This is a genomic window from Pseudomonas sp. QTF5 (genome assembly GCF_000512695.2).
Lineage (GTDB): Bacteria > Pseudomonadota > Gammaproteobacteria > Pseudomonadales > Pseudomonadaceae > Aquipseudomonas.
Genome location: NZ_AZRW02000049.1, coordinates 24,218 through 42,189, shown reverse-complemented (window position 1 = coordinate 42,189; position 17,972 = coordinate 24,218). Strand labels below are relative to the sequence as shown.

Genomic DNA, 17,972 nt, shown 5'->3' with positions numbered 1-17,972 from the left:
CCCTCTCGGACAGTCAGCTGTCGGTCAGAAGTGGACCGCTATGAACGTCCGCTTCTGGCCGATTTCTGCCGGTCACAAAGGGCAGCTATCGACCCGAAGCGGGCTTGCGCTGAGGCGATTCGGTTGTGAGGGAATTCTAGAGGCTGCGGACAGGCCGTAGGTGGCCTCAAGCTACTGGGAAAACGGCCAATTGAAGTTCAGCCCGTTCTTTTGTGTGGGCCTCAAGGGAGGTGTCTGCCTTTATGGCGTCGGTGAATCGCTCCATAGCTGCCACCCACTGCTCCAACAGCTCGATGCACTGAACTATGACCACGTCGTCTGGTGTGAGACCTAATTTTGGTAGCTTCGCGTGGACCTCGGCCAGTATCTCTCCCTGTGGCCTACGAGGTCCGACGGAATAAAAGATTTGCTTCGCTTTTCCGTCGCGAAACAGTTTTGACTCTGAGGAGCCAGTATGGAGAAATCCGCATCTCGCTGCGTAAAGGTCAATTGCGTCAAGAGAGATTGAGCCTGCTGGTAGAAGGTAATCGTCGACCCAACGTATGAAGTCACTACGGGTGTGGTCGATATTTGCGCTGCTAAGCCAAGCCATTTTATCAATTGAACTGAACACCAGGGCCAGCGCGTGCGTGTCACAGCCGCTCTGAGTCAGGACTGTTACGGCACGCATGTCGGATTCGATGGTGTTCCAAACTGCGGAAGGGATAGGCATAAAAACTCCTTAGAAAATTGTTTTGCGTCTCCACGGTTCGCCGAAAGAGCTTGGAAAACTCGGATGCGCTGCTATCCACTCTGACGGCGTTGCGAAGATACAGCCGTACGGGCTGGCATCCATATCGGATTTCACCATGGCTAACCGCCTAGCGTCTGCTGTCGGCCGATTCTGTTGAAAAAGTCGCCCCGGCATGGCTACCCGCACATTGACTAATGGAAGCGCCATTTTTGCACGCTGCTATGTCAAATCTGCGTAATGAGTCTTCTGCGCAAAGCATAGATTTCAAGCTCAGACGCGTACTTTTCTGCCGGGGAAAGCGAACTCGACTTTTTCAACACAATCGGCCGATAGCTCGCACTCTTGCTCCCCCCCTAAGCTGAAGGTCAACCTCTCCCTTTCCAGGCGACTAACGCCACCTACCGCGTTGGGAGCCATCATGTTCAAATCGGGTCCATACCAAATCAAGGCGTGAGCGCGAAAATGATAGATCTGTTGAACATGCTTCGCTACAAGAGCGAGGGCACTGATATTGACTTCAAGTCTGCCCAGTACCGCTTCAATAGCGGCACTGAGGCCGACAAATCAGAGCTGCTCAAGGACATTCTCGCAATCGCCAACTCCTGGCGGGATGGCACTGGCTACATCCTTCTAGGTTTTAAGGATCAGCGCCCCCACCCCGCTGAAGTCGTCGGTATACAAGAGAGCATCGATGACTCTCGGATACAGCAGTTCGTGAACGGCAAGGTGAAACCGAAGCTGACGTTCCGCTACGAGGAGCACCTGTATGAAGAGAAAACGGTGGGCATCATCATCATTCCCAGACAGAAGCGTCCGTTTTACCTCGCAACTGCTTACGGCAAACTCAAAAGCAATGTGGTGTATGTCCGCCGAGGTAGCAGCACTGACGAAGCCGAGCCGGTCGAAACCATCGCGATGGCAAATGAGGATACCGGTCGTGGCAATTTGAAAATCGAGTTGTCCCTACTGACTCCCGAGAACGAAGAACTTCCCAATAGCTTTGCTCACACCTACTTGCAGTTCACCGAGGAGTTTCCGGACTTCGTGAGAGAACGCAAACCTCGTGGCCCTTTTGATCCGCCCGAGTTTATAGGCCTCGATAGGGACAACAGTGATTTTTGGCGGGAGTACGGCGAATACACACGCGTGAACCAAGCACTCATCGCTCTACGATTGGTTTTGATCAATCGATCCGGCGTACAGCTGTCCAACTCCAAGCTTGAGGTAACTGTAGAGGCACTAGACTCCCAGGCGGTTCAGTTGATCGCCGGATCCGATTTACCTGACGAGCCTGAGCCTACATGGAACATTACCAGTCACTTATCAGTACAAGAGGTATTGGCTAAAAAGGATGTGAAGCTGAAGGTAGATGAAAGTGGCCGAACTCCAATATGTCACATTCGCCTTGGGTCTTTACTACCAGGAGAGCAGGCCAGATCAGAGTTACTAGCGATCCTCCCACAGGCCCCGAGCAGATTGCTCCTACGTGTGCGCGTCCTAGGGGGTGAGCTGGCTACACCGATTGAGGAGGAGCACCTGATAGAGACAACAGGCGAAGTTCTCTCGATGGACTTCGAGGGCTACAAGAAATTCTTCTTTGCGGAGAGAGCCAAGGGTAGATAAGAACAATGCGACGTACCCTGTCCCGATTCGCAATCTTATCCGCAGCAGATCTTTTTAAAGCGGTGACGATTAGATAAGCGATCAGGACATGGCGCTGACAGTGCAGATTACTGCCAGTGATTATGTCCGCTAATGGCCGATTGCGGCCTACGTTTGTAACACCTATTTGGCTTGTAACACCCAATGCTCGTAATGGGTTAGAGGCGTGTAACGGCGATAAAACCCAACAAATTCAATAGGTTAATGTTACTCGTAACACCTGTAACACCTGTAACACGTCTTTTCGCGCCCCCCACACCCCGTGGATGATAAACCCGCCAGCGAGTGGAATACTGACTCGGTATCGACTGAAGCAGAATTCGAACGCAGGGTCGCAGAACGCCAAGACGCTTGAGGCTGCCATCTGCCCACAACTAATAGGGAAAAACATCAACCGAGATCTCGGAATCGCCGCGTCCCCTGGGAGGGTTCGGTAGTACGGGGTCGGAAACCCGCGAGCTCCTGACTGTCCGGAGAAAAAAATCGGTTAATGGTTAACTCAGTTCAAAAAACACCCAAATGCGCCGGGGCCCCTGAGAAATACCTCTCGACACGGGGCGAGTAACCCGCCCGATCTTGTTAGCGGAAAATTGCCCAGCTTAGTGAACAGGTGAACCGGGTGAACTGCTGTTCACCAGTGCATTTGCACTATGAACTGGAACGTCGCTGGGGACCCTGGGCATTTCGGATAGACACGGGGCAGAGAACCCGCGCGTTCGTGTTAGCGGCTGGATTTTTTAAGTTGGTTGACAGGTTGACGGAGTTGACTCAGTTGACCAACGCCAAGCGTGCGTTATCAGCAACACAAAGGGGCATCATTACCGACACGGTAACGGTGCCCTTTTTCTTCAAGATCCTTTCAATTTCAACGTTTGAAATTTCAGTAAGCTGCGCAGCCTGTCCCTAACACGATGCCGCGGGTTTCCGACCCCGTACCGTGAGGAAAGCCTCAGGGTCCCCGGCGGTTTTCTGGGCTTGGTTACACGGCTTTGCGCTTTCGCCAACAGCAAGGCGCCGAGGTACGCCTCATCGGCTGGTATCTGAAGCCAAGCTACCAAGTCGGTTGGCTGTCACGGTTAGGAAAAGCGCTATGGATACGGTTCGTGGCCTAGCAGTAGCCGGGACCGTGTATGCCCACGTGTATGCCTAACCGAAACGCCACCAACCAAACCCTTATATAACGGGGCCCGCAGAGCTCAGTTCAAACGACGCCTGGCACCACACGTAGAAGCGAGAAAGCCTCAGACCGCAGGGTCTGGGGCTTTTTTGTGGGTACAAAAAAACCGCCGAAGCGGTTTTTTCATTCTGTCGTCCAGTCAAACTCGTCGTAATCATCATCCTCTTCGTCCTCGATCACTTCATCATCAAGAACGTCTTCCTCAAGATCATCTTCTGCCTGCTTCGCCAGAAGAAACTCCTTGCGACTCTCAGTCACTGCTCGCCGTAATTCCTCACCCTTCACCGGGCAGTTGAGCATTTGGGCGATGCGGTCGATTTTTTGTGCCACGGCATCCTCCAACGCATCGGCTATAGGCCGATAGTGCGCGCTTTCGGGTGTCGATGCCAAATTTGCCGACCGCTGTTCACCTCATTTCTTCTGCAAATCCTTGAGTCGGGCCGTGAGGTTTTCCTTGGGAAAGCGCTTGTGCAATGTGGTCATCAACGCCTCGGCGGCTTGAGTTTGACCGGTGTCTTGCAGACGTATCACTTCACGTAATTGATCATCCAATGACTTGGCCGGCGCGGCTAAGCGTTTGCTGACTTTTGCTTCATCAGCTATTTCGCTATTGATCGACTCGCGTTGCAACGGTGCCGAGAACTCCGCCATGGGCGCAGCCGGGGCGGGGGCAGTTAAAGCGCCGGTCGGTGCAGCCTTGGAACGGGCAGCGGCTTCCGGTTTCGCGGCCGGGGCGGACGCTTTGGGCGCAGGCGCGAAGTCATAGCTCGGCAGTTGTTCCGGCGTGCGTTGCACCAACGCTAGCATCAGGGCGACGCCGACGAGGCTGGCGAAAGCGACTTGCCAGCGGGGTTGCTGGCAGGCGCGGAGCCAGCGTTGCCACGGGTTCGGCTTCGGTGCGGGGGCTTCGCGGTGTGCGGCGGCCAGGATGAAGGCGTCGAGATGCGCTGGTGGTTCGCCGGTTGCGTGGTCGCGGAAATGCTTGAGCACTTCATCGTCAGGCGATGACGGTGTTTTTGGGGCGTCAGTCATGTCAGTACCTCCTCGGCCAGCAGCCGACGCAGTTTTTGCTGGGCGTAGCGCAAGCGACTTTTGACGGTTTCCAGCGGTGTTTCGGTGAGGGTGGCGATCTGCGGCAGGTCGAGATCGCCGTGGGCTCGCAGCAGGAACACTTCGCGCTGGTCGGCGGGCAGGGTTTGCAGGGCGGCTTCGAGACGCTGGCTGTCGCGGCTCAGACTCAGCAGTTGTTCCGGGTCGGCGGCGTTATCGATCAGGGCGTGAGCCTGTTCGTCGTAGCTGTCGTGCAAGGGGTTGTGGATGCCATGTTTGCGCCAGTGATCGATCAATCGGTTGCGGGCAATCTGGTAGAGCCAGGTACGAAAGTTCGCCCGGCCTTGTGGCTGACTGGTGCTGCGGATCAGGCTCAGCCAGGTTTCCTGATACACCTCTTCGGCCAGTTCGGGCTTGCCGCTGAGGCTGAGGAGGAATCGATAAAGGCCCTGGCGATGACGGGCGTACAAAACTTCGAACGCCGGCCCGTCGCCGGAGCGGTAGCGCGCCAGCAGCGATTCGTCGCTGCCGGCGGCGGAGCTGATTTCAGGATCGGACATGTCAGCGCTGGCCTCTTTCACTCTATCCGGTTGTCGTTGGGCTGTTGATTCGCGGCGGTCGGGGTTCGCAGGCTCTGCGCCAACTCCACCAATTGCACGAATTCACTGCGCAGGCCGAATTGATCATCACCCCGGGCGCCACGGGCCAGGGCTTCGGTGTCCTTGAGGCTGAAATTACCGGTATAACGCCCGTCCTTGAGTTGCTGGGAAAAGGCAGCGACGGCGGCAGCAAAGCGCAGATCATTGCTGGCTGCCGACAGTTTGCCGGCCTCACCACTCAGCTCTCCATTCAGGATTGGCCGCTCGATCAAGCGACTATTCCCACCTTCCGGCAACTGATAACGCACTCGCAGCATCGCCAATTCTCCGTTCTTTGCGGAAGCATCCGCTGCGGGATTGCCATAGCGCAGCGGTTCCAGCCAGCCCTTCTCGCCCTTGGGCACAATTTCATACAACGCCGTCACCGTATGCCCTGCGCCGATTTCTCCGGCGTCGACTTTGTCGTTGCTGAAATCCTCACGCTTCAAGGCGCGATTCTCATAACCCAACAGCCGATATTCGCTGACCTGCGCCGGGTTGAACTCCACCTGCAGCTTCACATTCTTCGCCACTACCGCGAGGGTCGAGCCGAGCTGATCCACCAGCACTTTGCGCGCCTCGCGCAGGTTGTCGATGTAGGCGTAGTTGCCGTCGCCAGCATCGGCCAGTTGTTCCATCAGGTGTTCATTGTAGTTATCCACACCAAAACCCAAGGTGGTCAGAGAGACGCCGGTTTTGCGTTTATCCACAGCCATTTGTTTGAGGCTGTCGAAGTCGCTGATGCCGACGTTGAAGTCACCGTCGGTGGCCAGCAGGATGCGGTTGATGCCTTTGGGGATAAACGCCTGTTGCGCCATTTGGTAAGCCAGTTCGATACCCGAGGCGCCGGCGGTCGAGCCGCCCGCAGTCAATTGATCGATGGCGGTACGAATTTTCGCTTTTTCCCGTCCGGACGTCGGCTCCAGCACCACACGAGATTGTCCGGCATACACCACCAGCGAAACCCGGTCCTGCTCGCGCAATTGATCGACCAGCAATTTCAGCGTGCTTTTGACCATGGGCAAGCCTTCGCGACGATCCATCGAGCCGGACACGTCCACCAGAAACACCAGATTCGCCGGGGCCAATTCCGCCACCGCGCGATCAGAGGCCTTGATGCCGATGCGCAGCAATCGGGTATGCGGGTTCCAGGGCGACGGTGCCAGCTCGGTGGTCACGCCGAACGGCGAGCCATCGGTGGGCAAGGCGTAATCGTAGGGGAAGTAATTGACCATTTCTTCCAGCCGCACTGCCCCTTCGGGAGGCAAACGCCCCTGGTTGAGCAAGCGTCGGACATTGGCGTAAGCGCCGGTATCGACGTCGGCACTGAAGGTCGAGACCGGCGCCTCGGCCACGCTGTGAATCGGGTTATCGGCCAGCGTCTGATATTGCTCCCGCTGCTCATCTCGATAGCCCTGTGGATAAGCTTCACCGGTCGGCATGGGCGCGAAAGCAGCCAACGGTGCCGGTCGCGCGCTGCGCTTGGCCAACGCGGTGTCCTCCATGACCGCTTCGCTACGCACCAATGCTTCAGTTTTCAGCGCGCCTTGAACCGGAGGCGCAACCGCTGCCGGGCTGTTCGTCTCAGAATCTGGCGTGGATGAAGCGCCGCAACCGGCAACGGCCAGCAACAACCCGGCGGCGAAACCCTGGGCGGCCGGGCGGAGAAAATGCAGAGGGAGGGACATGGGGGCTGACCTCAGGAGGAAATTGACTCATTCATCCTCTGAGACGGGCAGCCCGATCGGTTCGGGTTAAGCCGAAGTGAAAAATCTTCAGCGGTGATAACGCCGCACCACACTGCTGTTTTTCAGCACATGGCCTTTGATCTGCTCCATCAACTGCGCGCGAGTCAGGCCGGCGGGCAAGGCGTCTGGCGCCAGGTCCAGGGCGTAAAGCTGAATGAGGTAGTGATGGGAGCTGTCCCCGACGGGCGGGCAAGGGCCGATGTAACCGGTGGTGCCTTTGCTGTTGCTGCCGCCTACGCCTTCGAGGGCGGACTTGGCGCCGACGCCGGCCGGGATCTGACGCGTCGCGGCCTTGATGCCGTAATGAATCCAGTGATCGACGCCGAGGCCTTTCTGGCCGTCCGGGTCGTGCATGACGATGGCGTAACTGAGAGTGCCCGGGGGGCCGGCGTTCCAGCTCAGGGCCGGGGATTGGTTCTTGCCGCCACAACCGCTGGCATCGCTGGCCGCCGCCGAGGTGAACAGGCGATTGTCCGAAACACCGGGAATGCTGAGGGTGAAACGCTCCTGGGCCTGTGCTGGAAATTGCACGCAAAGGGCGACTGCAACGGCCGCCAGCCAAGGGTTCAGAGAGGTCAATCGGGTCATACCGGAGCACCTTGTGCGGGTGGGGCCGTCGTCGGCTGGCAAACTATAGCCGGACCGTTCGTGCGGTGGCAGCGGGAATTGGCTGAACCTCGGAATAGGCGCCAAACTCCTAAGTGAACACCTGCCTGGAGATCGACCATGGCACTGCATCGCGTCGCCCGTTTCGCCGATGTGCCCCAAGACCGTGGCCTTGAAGTCCGGATCGATAAGACGAAAATCGTCTTGCTGCGGGTCGGCGATCAATTGCGCGCCTATCAGGGCAAATGTCCCCACACCGGGGCTCCCTTGGCCAAAGGTGCGCTGTGTGAGGGACGATTGATCTGCCCATGGCACAAGGCGGCTTATCGGCTCGAAGACGGCGCGCTGTGCGAACCACCCTCCCTGGACAGTCTGCTGCGCTATCCGCTTGAAGTCCGCGACGATGAGGTCTGGGTCGACGACCAACCGATGCCCACCCCCAGCATCCCGCCGGCGGACGATAAGCGAACCTTTGTGATCATCGGTGCTGGCGCTGCGGGTACGGCTTGTGCGGCGGCATTGCGGGAGAAAGGTTTCGGCGGCCGGGTGATGCTGATCGACCGTGAGCCCGAGGCCGGTTACGACCGGACGGTATTGAGCAAATTCGTGATTGCCGGGGAGATGTCGCCGGATGAAGTTCCCCCACTGCGGGATGAAGGTTTTTATAGCGAACAGCGCATTGAACGGATAAACAGCGATGTGATCGGCCTGGATGCACCGATCCGGGCCCTGCGCCTGGCCGATGGCCAATCGTTGAGCTATGACGCCGCCGTGATCGCCACCGGCGGCATACCCAAGTCTCTGTCGCTGCCCGGCGCCGATCTGCCGCAGGTGTTCGTGCTGCGTTCGAAGGTGCAAGCGCAGCAGATTCTGACGACCGCAAAACCCGGGCAACGGGCAGTGATCGTCGGCGACAGTTTCATTGCCCTGGAGTCCGCGTCATCCCTGCGTCAATACGGCCTGGACGTCACCGTCCTGGCGCGCCATGCCATCCCCTTCGAGGCGCAGTTCGGCGAAGCTGTCGGCAAAGCGATTCGCGCCCTGCACGAGGCCAACGGCGTGGTGTTTCATACCGATGGCGAAGCCACGCAGATCGAAGGCGCAGGCAAGGTCGAAGCGGTGCTGCTGGACAATGGTCAGCGCTTGCCGGCGGATCTGGTGTTGGTCGGTATTGGCGTCACCCCGGCAACCACCCCGTTTGCCGATCTGCCAAAAGAAAAAGATCAGTCGTTGAAGGTCGATGGCGGGATGCGTGTGACCGACGGGCTCTGGGCCGTCGGCGACATCGTGACCTTCCCGCTCAACGGCCAGCCCCAACGGATCGAGCACTGGCGCCTGGCCCAGCAACAGGCGCGAATTGCAGCGGCGAATATGCTCGGCGGCGACGAGCGCTACCTCGATGTGCCGTATTTCTGGACCTGGCACTTTGGCAAAAACTACGATTACCTCGGCCACGCCGAAGCCTGGGACGAGGTCGAGTTCAAGGGCGATCCTGACCATCCACCGTTTATTGGCTTGTTCGGCAAGAATGGCGTGGTGGCGGCCGCTGTTGCCTGCGATCAGGAGCGGGCCATGGCGATGCTCGCTGAACGGATGAAACAGCCGCTGTCGGTGGATGAGGCTTGGCGTCTGATTCGTGACCTGAGCTGACGGCGACTTTGTGGCGAGGGAGCTTGCTCCCGTTCGTCTGCGAAGCAGACGCAAAATCGGTGACAACGCGCTATCAGATACAGCGCGGTTAATGGCATCAGGAGTCCTTCGGCCTCCAGCGGGAGCAAGCTCCCTCGCCACAGATGAACACACGCCTAGAGATGGCTCACCAGCTCTCGATTGTCGTCATCTTCGGCCGGTAAGCGAATCACGAACGGATGCTCCAGCGGCGCCAATGGTGGCCGCAGGTCCGCCGGCTCAACCAGGAAGTAGTGCGTAACCACATGACTGACATCGCCATCCTGATCGTTGTGAATGGTCATTGAGCCCGGCGTGCGCAGCTTCTCCAGTCGGTCGCCGGTCAGCTTGAAGCTTTTGCTTAGCCCCTGATCATCCACCACCGGAGCCGGCAAACGGCGCTGGGCGAAACGCTTGCTTTTGCGCTGTTGATAACGCGCCCAGCCGATCAGGACCGCCGCGTTCAGCAGCGCCACCCACAGGTAAATCTGCAACGTGCCGAGGGCGTCGAAAAATGACGCATCGATGCGCGGGCCGTCATGAGTATCGATCAACGGCCACAAACCCCGCGCCAGCAAATACAGCAGCCCGACCCAGGCCAGTACGGTGAAAAAAACATCGATCACGACCAGAAAGGGCCGCTGCCGGGTTCTGATGATTCTCATTTGATGACTTCCTCTTCATCGTCATTCAGCGGCTTGATGCCCCGGTCCGGGCTAACCCAGCGCGCGCGCTTCTGATGTTGGCCGAACAGCACTTTGGGGAAGCTGACCAGGGTGGTGAGCAGGCTGATGAACCAGAACACCAGCGGATACCAGACCACCCAGAACATGGTCTTCCCAAGTCCTTTTTCATAACGGCGGTCGATCAGGATACTGACCGCGAATTGCACCAGGCAGACTACTGCCAACAGCAGCCCGGTAAAGGCTGGAGGCAACAGGTGATCGACGGCAATGGCTGGCGGCATATCAATGAATTTGCCGACGCCCCAGAAGATCACCGCCAGCAGGAAGGTGAAGGCCCAACCGGTGGACAGGCAGTATTCGAACAACAACGGCCAGAGGTAACGATGGCGGTATTGCCAGATGCCACGGATGTTCTTGAACAGCACTTCGGCGCCGCCCTGGGCCCAGCGCAGACGCTGCTTCCACAGGCCGCCGAGGGTTTCCGGCATGAGGATCCAGCACAACGCGCGGGGCTCGTAGAAAATGCTCCAGTGATCCAGTTGCAGCTTCCAGCTGATGTCGATGTCTTCGGTGATCATGTCCGGGCTCCAGTAACCGACCCGGTTCAGCGCTGTGCGACGGAAGGCGACGATCACTCCGGAAACGGTAAAGATCCGCCCGAATACCCGTTGGGTGCGCTTGATCAGGCCGATGATCGACGAGAACTCACCAACCTGCACGCGACCGATCAGGGTCGAACGGGTGCGGATTCGCGGGTTGCCGGTCACGGCGCCCAGTCGCGCATTGTCGAGCATTGGCGCCACCAGATACGCCGCGGTGTTCGGCGCCAGCAGCGCGTCACCGTCGATGCACACCAGATACTCGCTGCGCGCCGCGATGGCGCCCATGCGCAGGGCCACGGCCTTGCCCTGGTTTTCTGCCAGGTGCAGCACCCGCAGGCGCGGATCCTGCGCTGCCAGTGCGTCGAGCACCGCGGCGGTGTTGTCCTTGGAGCCGTCGTTGATCGCGATCACTTCGATGTTCGGGTAATGCTGCGCCAGCGCCGCGTGGATGGTATCGGCCGCGTTGTCGCCTTCGTTGTAGCAAGGGATCAGGATCGAGATCAGCGGCTCGCCGGCCAGCGGTGGCGGCAAGGTGTCGTCCTGCCACGGCCAATGCCGCTCCCAGTGCAGCCAGAAATACAGGCCGCCGGCAATCCATAGTCCTGACATGAACAGTGGATAGAAGAACACGAAGTCCATCAGGAATTGCCCGGTGAGCAGAAAGATCAGCCCGAGGGGAACCCCAAGGACGATCGCCAGAACCAGCAGGGCTAAAAGTCTGTCCAGCATGTTATGGATTCCACTTGTTGGAGAGCGCGGGCCGCACGGTTTTCAGGTCCGGCTGGTTCTCGAGAAAGTTGTCCGGGTAGTAGCCGAAACTGGTGGCGCCCTGACGCTTGAGGCGACCCATCCAGTCGGTCAATTGCGCACTGTTGATGTCGGCGCCGGCGTTTTTCGTCCAGTCCCGGGCCTGCAATTCGAACACCGTGCGGTCGAGTGCGCCGGGGCGCGATTTCACTGTCGCCACCAGCTTTTCGAGCCAAGGGCCGGATTGCTGGCGGCTCTGTTTTTCCATGAGCGGCATGGCCATCGGTGCCGTCCAGTCGTAGGCACCCAGGAAGTCGTCGAGGTTCTGCGCGAACCACGCTTCGCTCTCGGGGTTGAGCATCGGTTCGGCGAAAATATTGCGCGCCGTTTTCACTTGCGGGCCACGAATCGCGTGGACCTTGGCCGTCAGCTCGTGAGTGAAATCGATCAGGTAGCGGCTCTTGAATCGTGTCCAGCGCTGCAGGGTGGCCGGGTCGGCGCGCAGGGCGGCAATCGAACCGGGCAAACCGTTGGCGGCATAGACCTTCAGGGCTTCGGGGCAGGCGTCTTCGAAGTCCGAGAGCACCGCGTCATCGTGATAGAGGATGCCGTCGACCGAGGTCAGGCGTGCCACGTCTTCGTAGATTTCACCGATGATGCGCCGCACGTTCGGATCGAATGGCGACAAGCGCTTGTACTGGTCCGGATCGATCGACGTGGTAGCGGTTTTCGGGTCCCAGCGGGTGATGCGTGGCAGCTTCGAATCCAGGGCGAAACTCAGCACCGGCATCCAGGCATAGACTTTCACCTGAGCCCGGGTGCGCAACTGCCAGGCTACGCGGTCGAAGATATCGGCGCGCATCGGCAGGTGCCGGTTAGGGAAGTACAGCGAGCGCACCAGGCCATCGCCCGCAGGGTCGGCGAAGGCTTGCAGGAACACCGTGTTGGCGCCCATGTCGGCCATACGCTGGATCAGTTTGCCAAGGTTGATGTCCTGTTGGGCCGGGTCCGGGTCGTAGACGTTGTCCAGGTCCACATGCACCACGCGCATCGGCGATTTGGACTGCACCGAGACGATGCTGTTGGCGAAACGTTCGCCATTCGGGTCCGAGGCCACCAAAAAGCGCGGGCTGCTCATCAGGTTGTCGAGGGCATCGAGGCCGTCATCCAGGGTCAGGGCCATCTGATAACCCTGATCGTCGATCACTTGCAGCGAGGTGCCATCCGCCACGCCGTATGGCCAGACCCAGACACGCGGTTTGTAGCCAGTGACCTTGCGGATCTTTTCCGAGATGGTCGCCACGTCGGCGCGCATCCGGGCCTGAAATTGGGCTTCGGTTTCGTAGCGCCCGGTAGCGGCGTCATAGCGCCGCGTCGCGGCGGCCGGTTGCAGGTTGCCTTGCGGGTTGGCCAACACGCCTTTGTGGCTGGCATCGGTGTGGGCGGCGATTTCCACCAGGCCGGATCGGGAAATCTCGCGGATCTGCTCCCAGGTCAGGAAGTCCGAACGCTGGCGCGGCGTACCGGCGAAATCCACCGGCTGGTTCAGCGGCGTATCGATCCACACCCCGACCGGCGCCAGCAAGGCATGCCAGTTATAGGCGCGCAGCACCGGCAACACGCGGGTGTAGAAGCTTGCGTAGCCGTCGTCGAAGCTCAGCAGAATCGCCCGGGGCGGCAGCTCGGGGCCACCGTTGCGAGCCGCCATGATCTGGTCGACGCTGACCGGTTTGTAGTTGTTCTCCCGCAGCCACGCCAGTTGCTCGATCATGCGCTCGGTGCGCACGGCCACCACCGCCTGGTCGGGGTCGCGGTCTTCGACATCGTGGTAAGCGATCCCGAGTACGTGGTTTTTCGGCCACGGCTTTTCATTGGCCGACACCGGGCGTTCGGACGGCGGTGCGAAGGCCGGGGCTTGCTGGGCGCAGGCGCTGATCAACAGCACTCCCAGCAAAAGGATGAAACGCGAAATAAATGGCATCTTCAAACTCTTCTAGAAGCGGTAAGTGAGGTCGACGAGCAAGCGCAGATCGGTTTCGCGGTCGCCGTCGTAAGGCCGGTTGATCACGCTCAACAGACCGCCCACCTCGAATACGTCATTCCAGCTGTAGCGCTGGCCGTAACCCAGCAGGCCGACACCGCCGGTTCCCTGATCGCGCTGGCTATAGGTGCCCGCACCGGCCTGGAACCGCTGGCTCCAGGAGGTTTCGTAGCGGTGATAGAGCACGTGATTGACGTTCACCGTGGGCAACACGCTGAAGTCGGATTTGGGGTTGAAGTACGGCACGTCGCCGGATTTGGAGTTATGGCTGGTGCCGACCTCCAGACCGAGGTCGACCTGCAACCCCGGCGCGCGGTAAACACCTTCGCGACCGGTGAGCAAGGCTTCGACACGGTTGTTGCCATCACTGAAATGCGAGGGGCTGACCGAAAGTTTCCATTCACGGCTTTCATTGGCGCGCCAACGGATGAAACCGCTGCCGCCATTGGCGGTGATGTCGCTGTTCAGGGCCCGCAACGGCGTTTGCGCCGACAGGTATTGGAGACTGCCGCCGTACTGCCAGTGATCGTCGATGTCTCGGGCAATCGCCAGGCGCGCGCCCTGTTTGTCACCGAAGCCGTAGGAGTGGTTGGATACTTCCGCCTCCAAGGTCATGTCGCGGGTTCGACGTTCAAGCCCGACGCGCTGAAAGCGATGGTGGCCAGTGCCTTCCTTGAAGTCGCCGGTGGCATAACCGGCACTGGCGAACAGACGCCAGTCTTCATCGATAGGTGGGCTGTACAGCGTGGTTTCGATACCGAAATCGCGACTGCCGTTGACCGCCCCGGCGTCGCCGTTGCTCCCGCCATAACTCTTGCCGCCATAGGCCTCCACCCGCAGCTCGGCCATGTCATGGACCGCACGCTGACGCTGCAAACGCTGCACCTGCCGGTTGTCAGGAAAACGCGCGACCACATCGTCGGTCAGCGCATCCAGCTGCCGCCATTCCTGCAGATCCATGGCGGTGTGGCCCTGAGCGATTTCCAGCACGACGTCTCGGGGGGCCATGCTCTCGGTCTCCTTGAGCTGACTCTCGGCGCGCCGTGGCCAGCCCCGGGCCAGGTACAGATCGGCCTGGGCCAGACGCAGGCCGGTGTTACCGGGCGCCTGATCTACCAACGTCTGCAAACGTTGCTCGCCCGACGGAAGATCGGCGCCGTAGATGCCGGCCTGGGCGGCGAGTTGCTGCGCGGCCATCCATTCATCGTTGGGAATGCCGCCCGGCAAGCCCTTGAGCTCGATCCGCGGTTTCTGGTTCTTGGCCAGGTCCTCGGCGACCTGGCGCGCTTCATCGGCCTTGTCGCTTTCGAGCAAGGCGTAATAGAGCGCGGCGCTGCCTTGCGGGCGGTCGCCGACATCGGCATCCGGCGTGATCAGCGCTTGGCGATACAGATCGGTGGCAATTTCCGGCTGTCGCAGGTCCAGATAGGACGACGCCACCCAACGCAGGGCGTAGGTCGGAATCTTCACGCCTTCGGCGAGCAGCTTCTGGTATTCGGCGATCACATCGGCCGTGCGCGCACGAGCCTTGAGGGCGCCCATGCGATCGATTCGCCAGCGGATGACGTCATCGTGGGCCTGAGGATCCGGCGTCCAGGTCGTCAGTAACTGGTCGTAATCGGCCAGAGCCCGATCAGCGATTACATAACGTTCTTTTTCGCTTCGAGTGGCTAGCTCGGCCAGGCGCACGCGTTCAGCGGCAAGATCACCTTCAAGGCGTCGTAGCGTGACCGGGTCAATCAACCCCGGCCGCTGATGCGCCAGACGCAAGGCCGGCTCCGGCAGGCGGGCGCGTTGCAGGGCAACCACGTATTCCCGAGCGACGTCGGGTTTGCTGCCAGCGCGGATGAAAGCCTGGTCGTATTCAAACAGTGCATCGTAGGTGGCTCCGGCGCGGGTCAAGGCGTAGGCCAGGGCCAGACGGCGGGAAGGATCATCCGGTTTCGCCGCCACCAGTGCCCTGGCGCGGGCAACGGCCTCATCAGGTTTACCGGCGTCGGCCTGGGTCATTGCCAGGCCCAGTTGAAGATCAGGATTTTGTGGCGCAAGGGCCAAAGCTTTGTTGTAGACCTGGGTCGCCGAATCCCAGCGCTTGAGGTTGCGATAGGCACGTGCGGTAGCGGTCAGGGCCTGAACCGGCAACGCCCGATTGTGCCCTTGGGTTTCATAGACCTGGACCACTTCAGCATCCAGGCCCGCCCAGCTGGCGATCTGCAAGTGATCGCTGATCTGGCCGGTGGTGGCCTGGTTTACCGGCACCTGGCGCAACACCGTCAGCGCAGGCGAGTAGTTGCCGGCCCGTGCATCGCGAACCATTTGGTCGTAAGGCGTATCGGCGAACGCCAGCGCCGGCCAAAGTAATTGGCTGCACAGCGCAACGCGAAACAAGGGGCGCAAACCACGATGAATAAAGGGACCAGCAATACACGGCATTCGTCAGCATCCTTACATGGCCAGCCGGGTCGCAATGTCCCTTGCCCATTCGTAGCGGAAAGCTGGATCGAAAGACCCAGCCAGGCTTTATCGACGCAGTTTTGCATGCAAGCGAAGTCAACTATTCAGAGCACAATAATTGTTCAGATTCGTGATGTTCTGGCCTCCTCTGGTGCCCGTCAGTCAAGGTGCGGAATCTGTGGGAGCGGGCTTGCTCGCGAAGGCGGTCTGTCAGTAGACATTGATATTGACTGACACGACGCCTACGCGAGCAAGCCTGCTCCCACATGGATTGCGCTTGACTGACTGGCATTGGAACCTCCTCCCCCTCTCCCCCTCTCCCCCGCTTCGAAACCCCAGACAGCAAAACGCCCGGCGTCTGCGCGTTGCAGAGGCCGGGCGTTGCGCTGAAGCCTGCGATTTACTGGATGGTGACGTTGCCAGCGCCGCCGAGTTTGCTCATCACGAAGCCGACAAATTCTTCGAGGGTCATTTTTTGGCCGTTGAAGTCCACTTGATTGTTGGCGTAGTGCAGCTTGGTGACGACGTTGTTGCCGTCCAGTTTCGCCAGTTGTGTACCGACCGCCATGCTGCCAAACATGTCAGCGGTTGCGCTCGCCTGATCGGAAATGAGCTTGGCGTCGGTCTGGCCGTCGATTTGCGACTGCACGGTGAGCACGTCAACGAGCATTGGCTTGGACACCAATACGTTGAAATCCAGCAACGCGATCAATTGCTTGACCAACTGATCTGGCGGCAGGTCCATGGACTGCGGTTTGGTCAGGTCCAGCACCAGGTTGGCGCGACTTTCGCCGTTGCTGGTGTTAAACGACAGGTTTTCCAGAGCCACCTGCGGGCCGGCGGCCAGCAGTTTTTCCAGGCCGGTCTTGACCTGCGCCTCTTCGGCCGGGGTCAGGTTCAGCTCCGGTGCCGGTTGCCCGGCGGCAGCGGCTTCAGCGGCGGCCTTCTCGTACGGTTGCAGTTTGGTCTGGTAGATCTGCATCAGCGACATCGTTGACGGGATGTCGAGGTTTTTCAGGCTCATGGCCATTTGCGCAGAGCCGATAACCTTGCCGTTCAAGGACACTTCACCGACCTTGTAATCGGCACGCCCCGAAGCGTTGGTGCCCGATTCCTCGGTCTTGTTCTTCATTTCAAAGTTCTTGACGCCGAGTACCGACTGCTTGGCGCCGAAGGTGGTCTTGCTGTTGGTCAGCTCGATGGTGTTTTCGCCGGTGTAATAACCGTAGGTGCTTTTGTTCAGGTTACTGGCCACGGTCAAGCCATTGAGCTCGACCTGCACCGGGGTCTGGTCTTCGGCCACGGTGGTCAGTTTCAGACTGTCCATGTAACCGTCGGCCTTGACCTTTTGCGCCTGGGCACTGGCGGCTACATCGAGTTTCATGCCGGAGAAAGTCAGATTGGATTTGTCATCCAGTGCTGTTTCCAGCGGCAAAAACTCGAGGGTGCCCTTGGTGGAATTGTCGTAGCCAATATTGACCACGCCTTTGACCGGGGATTTGTCCTTCGCGGCAGCGAACCACTTCTCGGTCAGCGGGGTCTTTTCCAGCTCGTAGTGACTGGTGGCCAGGACCGGCAACCACTTCAGCGACACCAGGCGCGAGAACGGCAGCGGGCCGTGTTCAATGCGGTCGACGAACAGCAACTCGACCGGTGCTTCACCAAACATCTCGCCTTCGCCCTTGAGGCGGTAGTGCGCGGTGCTGCTGAACACATGGCGGTCCAGCGACACCAGCTCAAGAGACGCCGTGCCGTTGGAACCTGCCAGTGCGGCTTGCAGCTCTTTGTTGGCGTCGGCGATCGAGGTGTTCAGCACCCCATCGAGTTTGCTGCCGGTGTACCACGCACCGCCGGCACTGATTGCACCGATGGCCACGACAATTCCTAGAAGCACGCCTGCTGATTTATTCATGAAGTACCCGATCAATGTCCGTTGTTGGAAGTGTGGTCGTCTTCCCTGAACCCATGACGGGTTGCGGCTCGACTTCGCTAAAAGTGGGATGGAGATTAGCATTTGCGCCGCAAAGCGGCCCAATGATTAAAGGTTAAAGAGTGTCTATGGGATATTGCTGCTTGTGGACAACTGGCAAGGGTTGAGAGTTTCGGCGGTCATGCAATCGCCTTCGCGAGCAAGCCCGCTCCCACAGGGGAACGCATTCC

The 17,972-nt window shown here is 59.4% G+C and carries 13 protein-coding genes; 2 read left to right on the top strand and 11 right to left on the bottom strand.

Annotation, left to right across the window (positions count from 1 at the left end):
• Positions 1 to 166: 166 nt before the first annotated feature.
• On the bottom strand, positions 167 to 712 hold the full coding sequence (locus IC37_RS26160) for a hypothetical protein (RefSeq protein ID WP_051414798.1): 546 nt from the start codon (positions 710 to 712) through the stop codon (positions 167 to 169).
• Positions 713 to 1,195: 483 nt separating this feature from the next.
• Between IC37_RS26160 and IC37_RS26155 the strand changes: the two genes are divergently transcribed.
• Positions 1,196 to 2,356 (top strand): helix-turn-helix domain-containing protein, encoded by a 1,161-nt coding sequence (locus IC37_RS26155; RefSeq protein ID WP_030128583.1) that lies wholly within the window; start codon positions 1,196 to 1,198, stop codon positions 2,354 to 2,356.
• Positions 2,357 to 3,695: 1,339 nt separating this feature from the next.
• Here the strand turns inward: IC37_RS26155 and IC37_RS26150 are convergent.
• From IC37_RS26150 to IC37_RS26130, 5 genes are all read right to left on the bottom strand, one after another.
• Positions 3,696 to 3,962, bottom strand: coding sequence for a hypothetical protein (locus IC37_RS26150; protein ID WP_256580793.1), 267 nt, complete (start codon positions 3,960 to 3,962; stop codon positions 3,696 to 3,698).
• 21 nt (positions 3,963 to 3,983) lie between these two features.
• On the bottom strand, positions 3,984 to 4,604 hold the full coding sequence (locus IC37_RS26145; RefSeq protein ID WP_030128585.1) for a hypothetical protein: 621 nt from the start codon (positions 4,602 to 4,604) through the stop codon (positions 3,984 to 3,986).
• The gene (locus IC37_RS26140; protein ID WP_030128586.1) at positions 4,601 to 5,182 is read right to left on the bottom strand and encodes an RNA polymerase sigma factor; all 582 of its coding nucleotides are present in this window, start codon (positions 5,180 to 5,182) and stop codon (positions 4,601 to 4,603) included. The genes IC37_RS26145 and IC37_RS26140 overlap by 4 nt, the downstream gene beginning before the upstream one ends.
• Before the next feature lie 17 nt (positions 5,183 to 5,199).
• Positions 5,200 to 6,948, bottom strand: coding sequence for a VWA domain-containing protein (locus IC37_RS26135; protein ID WP_030128587.1), 1,749 nt, complete (start codon positions 6,946 to 6,948; stop codon positions 5,200 to 5,202).
• 87 nt (positions 6,949 to 7,035) lie between these two features.
• Entirely contained in the window at positions 7,036 to 7,596 is a 561-nt protein-coding gene (locus IC37_RS26130; RefSeq protein WP_030128588.1) for a YbhB/YbcL family Raf kinase inhibitor-like protein, read from the bottom strand.
• Positions 7,597 to 7,734: 138 nt separating this feature from the next.
• On the opposite strand from IC37_RS26130, the gene IC37_RS26125 reads away from it, so the two are divergent.
• The gene (locus tag IC37_RS26125) at positions 7,735 to 9,264 is read left to right on the top strand and encodes an FAD-dependent oxidoreductase (RefSeq protein ID WP_030128589.1); all 1,530 of its coding nucleotides are present in this window, start codon (positions 7,735 to 7,737) and stop codon (positions 9,262 to 9,264) included.
• A 155-nt stretch (positions 9,265 to 9,419) separates the two neighbouring features.
• Here IC37_RS26125 and pgaD read toward each other — a convergent pair whose 3' ends face one another.
• From pgaD to IC37_RS26100, 5 genes are all read right to left on the bottom strand, one after another.
• Positions 9,420 to 9,947 carry a poly-beta-1,6-N-acetyl-D-glucosamine biosynthesis protein PgaD gene (gene pgaD / locus IC37_RS26120; RefSeq protein ID WP_030128590.1) on the bottom strand — a complete coding sequence of 176 codons (528 nt, stop codon included), beginning with the start codon at positions 9,945 to 9,947 and terminating at the stop codon, positions 9,420 to 9,422.
• Positions 9,944 to 11,299 carry a poly-beta-1,6-N-acetyl-D-glucosamine synthase gene (gene pgaC, locus IC37_RS26115; RefSeq protein ID WP_030128591.1) on the bottom strand — a complete coding sequence of 452 codons (1,356 nt, stop codon included), beginning with the start codon at positions 11,297 to 11,299 and terminating at the stop codon, positions 9,944 to 9,946. Before pgaC ends, pgaD begins: the two co-directional genes overlap by 4 nt.
• Before the next feature lies 1 nt (position 11,300).
• Positions 11,301 to 13,298 (bottom strand): poly-beta-1,6-N-acetyl-D-glucosamine N-deacetylase PgaB, encoded by a 1,998-nt coding sequence (pgaB, locus tag IC37_RS26110; RefSeq protein ID WP_030128592.1) that lies wholly within the window; start codon positions 13,296 to 13,298, stop codon positions 11,301 to 11,303.
• 12 nt (positions 13,299 to 13,310) lie between these two features.
• On the bottom strand, positions 13,311 to 15,791 hold the full coding sequence (pgaA, locus tag IC37_RS26105; protein ID WP_030128593.1) for a poly-beta-1,6 N-acetyl-D-glucosamine export porin PgaA: 2,481 nt from the start codon (positions 15,789 to 15,791) through the stop codon (positions 13,311 to 13,313).
• A gap of 421 nt (positions 15,792 to 16,212) precedes the next feature.
• The gene (locus IC37_RS26100; protein WP_030128594.1) at positions 16,213 to 17,724 is read right to left on the bottom strand and encodes a YdgA family protein; all 1,512 of its coding nucleotides are present in this window, start codon (positions 17,722 to 17,724) and stop codon (positions 16,213 to 16,215) included.
• Positions 17,725 to 17,972 lie beyond the last annotated feature (248 nt).

Bases quoted from the DNA above. Each gene is read 5' to 3' on its own strand.
- IC37_RS26160 (WP_051414798.1), bottom strand. From the start codon at position 712: ATGCCTATCCCTTCCGCAGTTTGGAACACCATCGAATCCGACATGCGT.
- IC37_RS26155 (WP_030128583.1), top strand. From the start codon at position 1,196: ATGATAGATCTGTTGAACATGCTTCGCTACAAGAGCGAGGGCACTGAT.
- IC37_RS26145 (WP_030128585.1), bottom strand. From the start codon at position 4,604: ATGACTGACGCCCCAAAAACACCGTCATCGCCTGACGATGAAGTGCTC.
- IC37_RS26140 (WP_030128586.1), bottom strand. From the start codon at position 5,182: ATGTCCGATCCTGAAATCAGCTCCGCCGCCGGCAGCGACGAATCGCTG.
- IC37_RS26135 (WP_030128587.1), bottom strand. From the start codon at position 6,948: ATGTCCCTCCCTCTGCATTTTCTCCGCCCGGCCGCCCAGGGTTTCGCC.
- IC37_RS26130 (WP_030128588.1), bottom strand. From the start codon at position 7,596: ATGACCCGATTGACCTCTCTGAACCCTTGGCTGGCGGCCGTTGCAGTC.
- IC37_RS26125 (WP_030128589.1), top strand. From the start codon at position 7,735: ATGGCACTGCATCGCGTCGCCCGTTTCGCCGATGTGCCCCAAGACCGT.
- pgaD (WP_030128590.1), bottom strand. From the start codon at position 9,947: ATGAGAATCATCAGAACCCGGCAGCGGCCCTTTCTGGTCGTGATCGAT.
- pgaC (WP_030128591.1), bottom strand. From the start codon at position 11,299: ATGCTGGACAGACTTTTAGCCCTGCTGGTTCTGGCGATCGTCCTTGGG.
- pgaB (WP_030128592.1), bottom strand. From the start codon at position 13,298: ATGCCATTTATTTCGCGTTTCATCCTTTTGCTGGGAGTGCTGTTGATC.
- pgaA (WP_030128593.1), bottom strand. From the start codon at position 15,791: ATGCCGTGTATTGCTGGTCCCTTTATTCATCGTGGTTTGCGCCCCTTG.
- IC37_RS26100 (WP_030128594.1), bottom strand. From the start codon at position 17,724: ATGAATAAATCAGCAGGCGTGCTTCTAGGAATTGTCGTGGCCATCGGT.